Source organism: Pseudomonas sp. NPDC012596 (assembly GCF_042902325.1).
Taxonomy (GTDB): Bacteria; Pseudomonadota; Gammaproteobacteria; order Pseudomonadales; family Pseudomonadaceae; genus Aquipseudomonas.
The window spans coordinates 104,879-114,306 of sequence record NZ_JBIBEB010000007.1 but is presented as its reverse complement, the minus strand read 5'-3'; the positions used below and the strand labels follow the sequence as shown (position 1 = coordinate 114,306).

Annotated in this window: 11 protein-coding genes, 1 tRNA gene and 2 pseudogenes; 8 read left to right on the top strand and 6 right to left on the bottom strand. The window is 60.0% G+C overall.

What is annotated here, in order from left to right:
- Positions 1 to 23: 23 nt before the first annotated feature.
- The 5 genes and pseudogenes from ACFY68_RS11075 to ACFY68_RS11055 all read left to right on the top strand — a co-directional run bounded on the left by ACFY68_RS11075 (position 24) and on the right by ACFY68_RS11055 (position 3,515).
- On the top strand, positions 24 to 290 hold the full coding sequence (locus ACFY68_RS11075; RefSeq protein WP_387526793.1) for a DUF3077 domain-containing protein: 267 nt from the start codon (positions 24 to 26) through the stop codon (positions 288 to 290).
- Between the two features lie 104 nt (positions 291 to 394).
- The gene (locus ACFY68_RS11070) at positions 395 to 664 is read left to right on the top strand and encodes a DUF3077 domain-containing protein (protein WP_387526790.1); all 270 of its coding nucleotides are present in this window, start codon (positions 395 to 397) and stop codon (positions 662 to 664) included.
- Between the two features lie 64 nt (positions 665 to 728).
- Positions 729 to 1,892: pseudogene (locus ACFY68_RS11065) on the top strand (AAA family ATPase).
- A gap of 118 nt (positions 1,893 to 2,010) precedes the next feature.
- Positions 2,011 to 2,685 carry a polysaccharide lyase family 7 protein gene (locus ACFY68_RS11060; RefSeq protein ID WP_387526787.1) on the top strand — a complete coding sequence of 225 codons (675 nt, stop codon included), beginning with the start codon at positions 2,011 to 2,013 and terminating at the stop codon, positions 2,683 to 2,685.
- 428 nt (positions 2,686 to 3,113) lie between these two features.
- Positions 3,114 to 3,515: a GFA family protein gene (locus tag ACFY68_RS11055; protein ID WP_387526784.1), complete on the top strand. Its 402-nt coding sequence runs from the start codon at positions 3,114 to 3,116 to the stop codon at positions 3,513 to 3,515.
- Positions 3,516 to 3,668: 153 nt separating this feature from the next.
- Here ACFY68_RS11055 and ACFY68_RS11050 read toward each other — a convergent pair whose 3' ends face one another.
- Entirely contained in the window at positions 3,669 to 3,899 is a 231-nt protein-coding gene (locus tag ACFY68_RS11050) for a hypothetical protein (RefSeq protein ID WP_387526782.1), read from the bottom strand.
- Positions 3,900 to 4,610: 711 nt separating this feature from the next.
- Between ACFY68_RS11050 and ACFY68_RS11045 the strand changes: the two genes are divergently transcribed.
- Both ACFY68_RS11045 and ACFY68_RS11040 read left to right on the top strand, forming a co-directional pair.
- Positions 4,611 to 4,841 carry a hypothetical protein gene (locus tag ACFY68_RS11045; protein ID WP_387526780.1) on the top strand — a complete coding sequence of 77 codons (231 nt, stop codon included), beginning with the start codon at positions 4,611 to 4,613 and terminating at the stop codon, positions 4,839 to 4,841.
- Entirely contained in the window at positions 4,838 to 5,170 is a 333-nt protein-coding gene (locus ACFY68_RS11040) for a hypothetical protein (RefSeq protein WP_387526778.1), read from the top strand. The genes ACFY68_RS11045 and ACFY68_RS11040 overlap by 4 nt, the downstream gene beginning before the upstream one ends.
- 88 nt (positions 5,171 to 5,258) lie before the next feature.
- Here the strand turns inward: ACFY68_RS11040 and ACFY68_RS11035 are convergent, their stop codons facing one another.
- Positions 5,259 to 5,426, bottom strand: coding sequence for a hypothetical protein (locus ACFY68_RS11035; RefSeq protein WP_387526775.1), 168 nt, complete (start codon positions 5,424 to 5,426; stop codon positions 5,259 to 5,261).
- A gap of 380 nt (positions 5,427 to 5,806) precedes the next feature.
- Between ACFY68_RS11035 and ACFY68_RS11030 the strand changes: the two are divergent.
- A pseudogene (locus tag ACFY68_RS11030) lies at positions 5,807 to 6,112 on the top strand (site-specific integrase); the annotation flags it as partial.
- 82 nt (positions 6,113 to 6,194) lie between these two features.
- Here ACFY68_RS11030 and ACFY68_RS11025 read toward each other — a convergent pair.
- The 4 genes from ACFY68_RS11025 to pheT form a co-directional block, all read right to left on the bottom strand.
- Positions 6,195 to 6,271 (bottom strand) — tRNA-Pro (locus tag ACFY68_RS11025).
- 111 nt (positions 6,272 to 6,382) lie between these two features.
- Entirely contained in the window at positions 6,383 to 6,739 is a 357-nt protein-coding gene (locus ACFY68_RS11020) for a MerR family transcriptional regulator (protein WP_008100384.1), read from the bottom strand.
- Positions 6,720 to 7,022 (bottom strand): integration host factor subunit alpha, encoded by a 303-nt coding sequence (ihfA, locus tag ACFY68_RS11015; protein ID WP_003250679.1) that lies wholly within the window; start codon positions 7,020 to 7,022, stop codon positions 6,720 to 6,722. Before ihfA ends, ACFY68_RS11020 begins: the two co-directional genes overlap by 20 nt.
- 4 nt (positions 7,023 to 7,026) lie before the next feature.
- Entirely contained in the window at positions 7,027 to 9,408 is a 2,382-nt protein-coding gene (pheT, locus tag ACFY68_RS11010) for a phenylalanine--tRNA ligase subunit beta (protein ID WP_387526770.1), read from the bottom strand.
- Positions 9,409 to 9,428: the final 20 nt, after the last annotated feature.

Genomic DNA, 9,428 nt, shown 5'->3' with positions numbered 1-9,428 from the left:
TACAACTTCAGGGAGATCAATAAATGGCCACCGAAGCAACCTACTTCACCGTGGGCAAAACCACCTTCTACCAAGGTGAAAACCACACTCACCCCCTGTTCCGCATCGAACCCGGCATCCCCTGCCAGAACGCGCGCGAACAAGCCTCCGAACTGATGGGCTACGCCCGCGACCTGTCCATCGACGGCTTGATGGAAGACAAGCCGCAGTTGCTCTGGGCATCCCACTACCTCTGCGCCCTGGCCAAGGCCCTGCTCGACGATGCTGAACTGGGCATGATGAAAACCTGAACGGTAACTACCCTCGCGGGCCAGCACCGTCATTGTAGGAGCGGGCTTGCCCGCGAAGGGCCGCACAGCGGCCCCAGCAACTCATGCCCTGAGAGAAGCCATCCATGCCAACAGACACCCTCCCAACCAGCGCAAATCCAGACCATCGCTTCGTGCTAAGCCAACGCTTGTTCACCGTCATCCCTGAAACACCTGCCACTTTAGCCAAAGCCCAGGCCGCAAAACTGATGGACTGCGCTCGCCACCTCAACCACACAGGCGTCATGCTAGGCGACCAGCGCATGGTCGCAGCTTCCCATCACCTGAACACGATGGTTCGTGCCCTGTTGGACCAGCTCGAAGGCGACCGCCCCCCACTCTCGAAGCCATCTTGATCGGTAGTAAGCGAGCCCCAGTTCCGCCACAATCGGCCACTCAGTTCAAGCTGGGACGCACCACATGCTCACCACCCTCGCCATCGGCAACTACCGGTCGATCAACCACCTCGTGCTGCCGTTAGGCCAACTCAACCTGGTGACCGGTGCCAACGGCAGCGGTAAATCCAACCTCTACAAGGCCCTGCGCCTGCTCGCCGAAACCGCTCAGGGCGGCGTGATCGAAGCGCTCGCCCGCGAAGGCGGCCTGGATTCGACCTAGTGGGCCGGCCCCCAGGCCAGCGCCCGTATGAAACGCGGCGAAGTGCCCATCCAGGGCCAGCACCCAAGCGAAGCCAAACGCCTGCGCCTCGGCTTCGCCACCGAAGATTTCGGCTTCGCTATCTCCCTCGGCCTGCCGATCCCCCTGCCCTATCCCACCGCATTCATGCTCGACCCCGAGATCAAAACCGAAGCTATCTGGGGCGCCGGTGCGTACCGGCCAGCGTCCCTGTTGGTTGAACGAAAAAACGCGATGGTTCGTGCCCGAGAGGGAAACAGCTGGACGGTGCTGGATCAGCATGCCGACAGTTGCGAGAGCTTTTTCAACATCGTCGGCCGGCCACGCCAGGCACCGGAGATCGGCGAGCTGCGCGCGTTCATCAACAGCTGGCGGTTCTACGATCACTTCCGCATCGACCGCGACGCGCCCTGCCGCCAACCGCAACTGGGCACGCGCTCGCCTGTGCTGCATCACGATGGCCGCAACCTTGCCTCGGCGTTGCAGACCATCATCGAGATTGGCGAAGTTGAAGACCTCGTAGCAGCACTGGATGACGCGTTCCCGGGTAGCCGCCTGGAGATCGATGCGCCGCCGGGTGGATTGTTCAGCGTACGCCTGCACCAGCATGGGCTTTTGCGGCCGTTGGGTGGTGCGGAGCTGTCGGATGGCACCTTGCGTTACCTGTTGTTGATGGCCGCGCTGCTGACGCCACGGCCGCCGTCGCTGATGGTGCTTAACGAGCCGGAAACCAGTTTGCATGCTGATTTGCTGCCTGCGTTGGCGCGGCTGATCATTCGCGCCTCACAACGTAGCCAGGTTTGGGTGGTATCGCACAGCGCCCCGTTGATTGAGGCGCTGTCAGCGTGTGACGGGTGCAATGTGCTGGAATTGGAGAAGATTCAGGGGCAGACCCAGCTTAGTGGGGTTGGGCTGTTAGACGAGCCGCTATGGCGCTGGGTTGATTGACGCTAACGGTGCACTGTCTAAAGTATTCGCGTGCGCTTGCCCTGAAATCCAAAGGCTTTACCCCGGCACGAGCAGGCGCATGCACTGACCAGGATCTTTATCGTCAGGAGACATACTCATGACCGTGAACATCAGCAATCTAACGATCACGACACCTGTGGCCACTTCACCTACCAACCCCGTAGCACTCGAACTCAGCGGTGCCGAAGCGCTCGCCCGTTACCCAAACGTGCTAAGTGTCCTGGCCGATGGCTCAGTTCAGTTTTCGGCACCAACCAAAGGCGCGTCGAGTAAAAGCACCCACCGCACGCGCTGCGAATGGAAAGAGCCCAACTACTGGTTACTGGCCAGCGCAGCCGAGCACATCAACATGCAGGAAATGACGCTGACCAAAGTCAACTCCGCGCAGAAAGTGGTGATCTCCCAACTGCATGTGAAGGACGATGACAGCCCGCCAGTGAAGGTCTTCTGGAGCAAAGGCAACATCACCCTGGGGTTCCGCGAAACGTTCAACCAGGCCACCCCGGCCAACACCACGCTGCTCAAAGGCGTTCCCCTGGGTGCGAAGTTCACCGTCACCCTCCGCGTGCTCGCCTCGGGCGCTTTGACCGTGACCGCCAGTTGCAATGGCAAGGCCGGATCGTCCGGCAGTCTCCATATGGACACTTCGTGGCGCTCATCGCTGCTGAACTTCCATGGCGGCGTCTACAACCAGGTTGATTACACCGACGCCACAGCAGCGGACGACGGCTCAATCTGCATCGTGAGCGCCCTCTCACTGACCCACGTGTAGCCGCGTAGCTCGAAGCCGCGATCAAAAAAATTGAATCCCGCGGTTGCCCAACCGGTCAGGATTTATGAACGCAGTAAATCTGACGAGGTAACAGCAATGACTATCGAAGCAGAGACACTCGCTCAACTGACCGAAGCCCTTCTAGAGCGCGGCATGACCCTTGTAACAGACGTCGCATTTACCAGAGCGCCATACCGGCATAACCATCGCTGGATTTGTAGCGTGGAGTAACCTTCTTATTGCCGGCGGCTCGGAGTAGGCCTCCACCGCCGGCCCCTGGGCAATGCCAACGCTCTCCATATACCCCTTCCATCACATCAACCGGCTGGCCTGGCGCGAGGAAGCGGCCGTTTTTGGAGGCCGTCTCACAACCGGTCGACCAATTCAGTCGGAGCGGTTACGCTCGAGTCATTTGCACGGAAGCGCCAATGACAAATACATACCAAGGGAGCTGCTTGTGCTCAGCAGTCAGTTTCGAGCTAATCGCCCAGCCAAAGGCGGTGAGTCATTGCCATTGCAGCCAGTGTCGTAAAGGTCATGGAGCTGCATTCGCATCTTACGGAAGCATCCCGCGGAGCATGCTGCGCGTTATTCGCGGCGCCAATAGCATCAAGAGGTATGCGTCTTCGCCCACGGTCGCGCGCGAGTTCTGTAAGGAGTGCGGCTCGACCCTGTTCTGGTCCCGTTCCCAAGGTGAATATGCCGATTGGGTTTCCGTAGCGCTGGGTACGCTTGATACACCTTTCCTGCCGAAGACGCAGAGACATGTGCATGCCGATTCCGCTGCGCTCTGGTATGAGCCACCTGGCATTCGGACTCAGGGCGACTGAGCTCTGTGGGTCGATGCGGGCGACCTAGTTGCCGCACGCTGGTGTCACGGCACGTAGCTTTTGCTCTTGCTGTGATCGGTAGGGCCACCCATATCAAAGAAGCCCTTCGACTTTTGCTCTTCGTCAGGCGCGGTAATGTTCCACTGGTTGTCGCTAACGTCCTTCTGCTCCTTCAGCTTCTGCTACTTCGGCTTCTGCTCCGCGTGCTTCAAAGCAGCCGCTGAGGGACAGAGCGGCGACGGCAAAAACAGTTGCGCCAAAAACGGTGCGTTTCATGAGGTTCCCTCCAGTGAAATGGCCGGGCGTTAAACCAAAGATCGATTCGGGCCGCAAAAACTGCACCAATCGGATGAAGAAAGGCGAAGCCACTCGGAAGGTCTCCATGCCGACTCCTTGTCGGGTAGGCGACTTAATACTTCATTCCAAACCAAAGTGCCATCATGCCGCCGCCAGCACGGATGGCGGCGCACACCCGGGAGAGAATCCATGGAGGCCGGTCCCCGGCTTCAAGTCAACCTACCTGATCCGCTCCGAAGGTCAGGTTAAATCGGCAGGCTGGGGCGCAGGTCGAGTGCCTGAGCGCTTGCTGAAGCAGTTCGCCGACCGGGGCGGATATACATGAAGTTGGTGCACTGCACCGCGGGCCAACCAACCAACCAACCAACCAACCAATGTCTATGTCCACCACCTCGTGACAGAAGCCTTTCTTCCAAATCCTGAAGGGCTTGCTCACGTCAACCACATTGAAGGGGCAAAGGACAACAACTGCAGGCATAACTTGAAATGGACTTCATCTACCGAGAACAACATCCATGCGTGCGGGGTGCTGATGAAGCGCGTTCGCCCAGTAGTAGCCGAAAGCACCACAGGCCCTGTATCGCTCTGCTACCCGAGCTTTCGGCAGGCACTGGAGGATGGCTTTCACCGCGGCTCAATTCAGCGATGCATCGAAGGCCGGCGCCGCCGTCATGGCTGGTACCACTGGCACGACTGCACGCCAATTAAGGCTTGGAGAGGAGATAGCCATGATCCAGTTCTATCTTAAAGACCCCCGCCCCCCACGCCTACGTCGGCGACGGCCTGTCATTCGGGGGCTTGGGTGGCTCAGGCTATGGCACCGACCTGGGCAAGGCCCAGCTATTCACCCAGGACGGCGCTCTGGATCACAGCGACACTGACATCTCATGGCCGAAGGACTACATCGACGCCCGGGCGCGGATCGGCGTCGATTGCCAGTATGTCGAGATCCGGGAGGCGCTGGACCAGTATCCCGAAGCCGCTGAGTTCTACATGCAGAAGCCGAAGGCCTGGAACGGCAACAATTGATATGGCTGAAGGCCGGTGGCGGCTTCACGAGCAACCTGAGTAAGGCTGTGCGCGTCGCCCGAGCAGACACCATCAATATGATCGGAAGTTGCGGCCAGACTGGCGGCATCGCCTGGCCCTGCGCCTACATCGACGCGCACAGCCGCCGTCTTGTCCAGCCCGACGACGTCGACATCAAGGAGGCCCTGCGCGGAACCAGCATCGTGCCGCCAAAGCAACAGAAGCCACGGATGATGATGTTTAACTGCCACGGCTGCGGGCGCTTCATCAGCGATCGCCAGCGCTTCGAGAACAACTGCCGCAACTGCGGAGCGGACAACAGGCCATAGCCGCCTGACCCTCCGGCGCTGCCCGCCAGTCCTTTTCCCTGGAAACGAAAACGCCGCCCCTTAGATCGGCGGCGTTAGAGATGCCTCGTCAGGGCTTGAAACCTTTATCTGGGGTCTTTGGAGGCGGGATGTCCCAGAGCTTGTCGCTGGAATCCTGCTGTGTTGTTGCTTTTTGCTCGTCCTCTGCTTCGAAACAGCCACTGAGTGACAGCGCACTAACGGCGACAAGCATGGCGCTGATGATGATGCGTTTCATGAGGTTCCTTCCTGTGAAATGGTCGGGCGTTATATCAAAAATCGATTTGTGCCGCAAAACCTGACACCACACGGGCTGCCCGCCAGCGCCTCAACGCTTGTCGTTAAGCTCAGGAGGCCAAGCGCTCATGAACCACATAATTCCGGGAATCAACACGTAGATCCAGTGCTTACCAGGGTACACACAGGTGCCGACAGCCCATATGACGACCAATGTACCGCCCGCTCGCCGCCGGCGCCTCGGCGTGAACCACTCCTGAAACGCCTTATGCCGCTCCGGCAACTTCATTACCACTCTCCCTGTTTGGTAAGGGGCGAAGCATATCACCTGAATGCCACATTTACCCAGAAGGCGCTGCCCGCCGGCGCCTTCCCCTATTCAACGATAACGCCTCGCCGGCGAGGGTAAGCGCGGCGAAGCTCTGGCAGGAGCAACACTTGCGGCCGGCACACCCTCGGTTCGCTTCTATCAGGGTTCACGACTTGAAGCACACTTTCGGCAGACGCCTGAAAGCAGCTGGTGTAACAGAGGAAGATCGGAAGTCGTAACTTGGCCACAAGAGCGGAAGCGTGACCAGTCACTACTCCGACGCGGAGATCGGTCAGATGATCGATGCGGCAAACAAGGTATCGGCCACAGATTCACGTGGGCCGGTTCTGACGATCTTGAAAAGGAGAATTGGATGAGGAAAAAGGCGAAGTCACTCGAAAAGTCACTAGCCCCAGAAACAACAAAGCCACCCGAAGGTGGCTAAGTCGTTGAAATATATGGTCGGGACGGAGTGATTCGAACACTCGACCCCTTGCACCCCATGCAAGTGCGCTACCGGGCTGCGCTACGCCCCGACTGGGCTTTGAAGCATGTTCTCAATGTTGCCGAGAACGTTGAAGAATGTACCCTAAGCTTTTGATAAATGGAATCTTTTTTTTCAAAAAAATCCATTCATCGGAAACGGCCTACTTCTTCAACACCACCAACACATCTTCCAACTCGACAATCATCTGCCGAATCAGCTGCTTGTACTGGCTTGACTCATCCTTCACCTCATCACTGGAGAGCCGCAACCGCGCCCCGCCAATGGTGAAGCCCTGGTCATACAGCAGCGCGCGGATCTGGCGGATCATCAGCACGTCCTGGCGCTGGTAATACCGCCGATTGCCCCGCCGCTTCACAGGGTTCAACTGCGGGAACTCCTGCTCCCAGTACCGCAGCACGTGTGGCTTTACGGCACACAACTCGCTGACTTCACCGATGGTGAAGTAGCGTTTGCCCGGTATGGGGGGCAGTTCGTCGTTATGGCTTGGTTCCAGCATAGGCCTCAACCCGGGCCTTCAACTTCTGCCCTGGACGAAAGGTGACGACGCGGCGAGCGGTGATCGGGATCTCTTCCCCGGTTTTGGGGTTGCGGCCCGGCCGCTGGCGTTTGTCGCGAAGGTCGAAGTTGCCGAAACCGGACAACTTGACCTGCTCGTTCTCTTCAAGTGCGTGCCGAATTTCTTCAAAAAACAGCTCGACCAACTCCTTGGCCTCACGCTTGTTAAGCCCCAGCTCCTCGTACAGCCTTTCGGCCATCTCAGCTTTCGTCAGAGCACCCATGCCGTTATTTCCTTAACGTGGTGTTCAACCTTTGTTCGAGCGAGGTGAGGATGTTTTGCAGGGTAGTGTTCACCTCATCGTCGTTAAGAGTGCGCGATGGATGCTGCCAGGTCAAGCCGACGGCAAGGCTTTTTCTATCAGGATCAATGCCTTTACCTTGGTAGACGTCAAACAGCCTGAGGTCTGTGAGCCATTCGCCTGCATTGTCACGAATTACTTCAAGCACCGCGTTAGAAGCGACATCACGTCCTGCAATCAACGCCAGGTCACGACGGGTTTCCGGGAACTTGGAAAGTTCGCTGAATTTCGGCAGGCGGCCTTCGACCACCTCAGCGAGCACCAGCTCGAAGACGAACACCGGGCGGTCCAGGTCCAGGGCCTTGGCGACCTCTGGGTGAAGGGCACCGAGGTAACCGACATCCTTGCCGTCGCGCTGGATTACAGCGGTCTGGCCGGGGTGCAGGGCTGGGTGTTTGCCGGCGGTGAAGGTGAAGTCGCCCAGGGCGCCGGAGTAGCCCAGCAGGGCTTCAACGTCTGCTTTCACATCGAAGAAGTCGATGCTGTCGCGACCGTTCGCCCAGCCTTCTGGCAGTCGGCTACCGGTGACAACGCCGGCGATCATTGGCTGCTGCTTCAGGTCGCCGAGCTGGCCGACGAAGCGCAGGCCGCTTTCAAACAAGCGCACGCGGTCTTGCTGGCGGTTGAGGTTGTGCTGCATGGCTTTGACCAGGCCCGGCCACAGGGAGGCGCGCATGGCGGCCATGTCGCTGGAGATCGGGTTGGCCAGCAGCAGCGGCTCTACGCCTGGGCTGAACAGTTCAAACAGCTTCGGGTCGATGAAACTGTAGGTGATGGCTTCCTGGTAGCCGCGCGCGACCAGCAGGCGGCGCAGGTTGGGCAGCTCGCCGCGGGTTTCTGGCTTGGCCGTAGGGGCCAGGCGCGCCTGCGGGTAGCGGACCGGCAGGCTGTTGTAGCCGTACAGGCGGGCCAGCTCTTCGATCAGGTCGACTTCCAGGCTGATGTCGAAGCGGTGGCTTGGAACCTTGACGGTCCACTGCCCTGCCCCGTTTGCCGTGGTGGTCAGCTCCAGGGCGTTGAGCATCTGCTCGACCTGGGCGGCGTCCAGCTCCATGCCGAGCATCTGGGTGATGCGTTCGGCGCGCAAGGTCACCGGGGCGACTTGCGGCAGGTGCTGCTGGCTAACGGCGTCGACGATAGGGCCGGCTTCGCCGCCGACGATTTCGAGGACCAGCGCGGTGGCGCGCTCCATGGCTTCGCGGGCCAGCTGCGAGTCGACGCCGCGCTCGTAGCGGTGCGAGGCATCGGTGTGCAGGCCGTAGGAGCGGGCCTTGCCGGCAACGGCGATCGGCTCGAAGAAGGCGCTTTCGAGGAACAGGTCGCGGGTTTTTTCGGTGTTGACGCCACTGTGCTCGCCACCCATCACGCCAGCAATGGCCAGGGCGCGGGTGTGGTCGGCGATCACCAGGGTGTCGGCACGCAGGGCCACTTCCTGGCCGTCGAGCAGGACGAGTTTCTCGCCCTCTTCAGCCATGCGCACACGGATACCGCCGTTAATTTCGGCGAGGTCGAAGGCGTGCATCGGCTGGCCGAGTTCGAGCATCACGTAGTTGGTGATGTCGACGGCGGCGTCGATGCTGCGCACGTCGCTGCGGCGCAGGCGCTCGACCATCCACAGCGGGGTCGGCTTGCTGAGGTCGACGTTGCGGATGACGCGGCCCAGGTAACGTGGGCACACGGCCGGGGCAGAAACTTCGACCGGGCGCACTTCGTCATGGGCAGGCGCTACGGCCGGGACAACCGGGCGGGTGACCGGGACGTTATACAGGGCGCTGACATCGCGGGCCAGGCCAGCCAGAGACAGGCAGTCACCGCGGTTCGGGGTCAGGCCGATCTCGATGCTGGCGTCGTCCAGGCTCAGGTATTTGCGAATGTCTTCGCCAACCGGGGCGTCGGCGGCCAGCTCCAGCAGGCCGTCGTTTTCTTCGCTGATCTGCAGCTCAGCCGCGGAGCACAGCATGCCGAAAGACTCGACGCCGCGCAGTTTGGCTTTCTTGATCTTGAAGTCGCCAGGCAGTTCGGCGCCGATCATGGCGAACGGGATTTTGATGCCCGGGCGCGCATTGGGGGCGCCGCACACCACCTGGAAGGTTTCCTGGCCGCTGCTCACCTGGCAGACGCGCAGCTTGTCGGCGTCCGGGTGTTGTTCGGTGGCGAGGATTTCGCCAACGACGATGCCGCTGAACTGGCCGGCAGCGGGGGTTACGCTGTCGACTTCGAGGCCGGCCATGGACAGGCGGGCAACCAGTTCGTCACGGGAGACTTGCGGGTTTACCCAACCGCGCAGCCACTGTTCACTGAATTTCATGCTGTTCTCCTAGAAGTTGC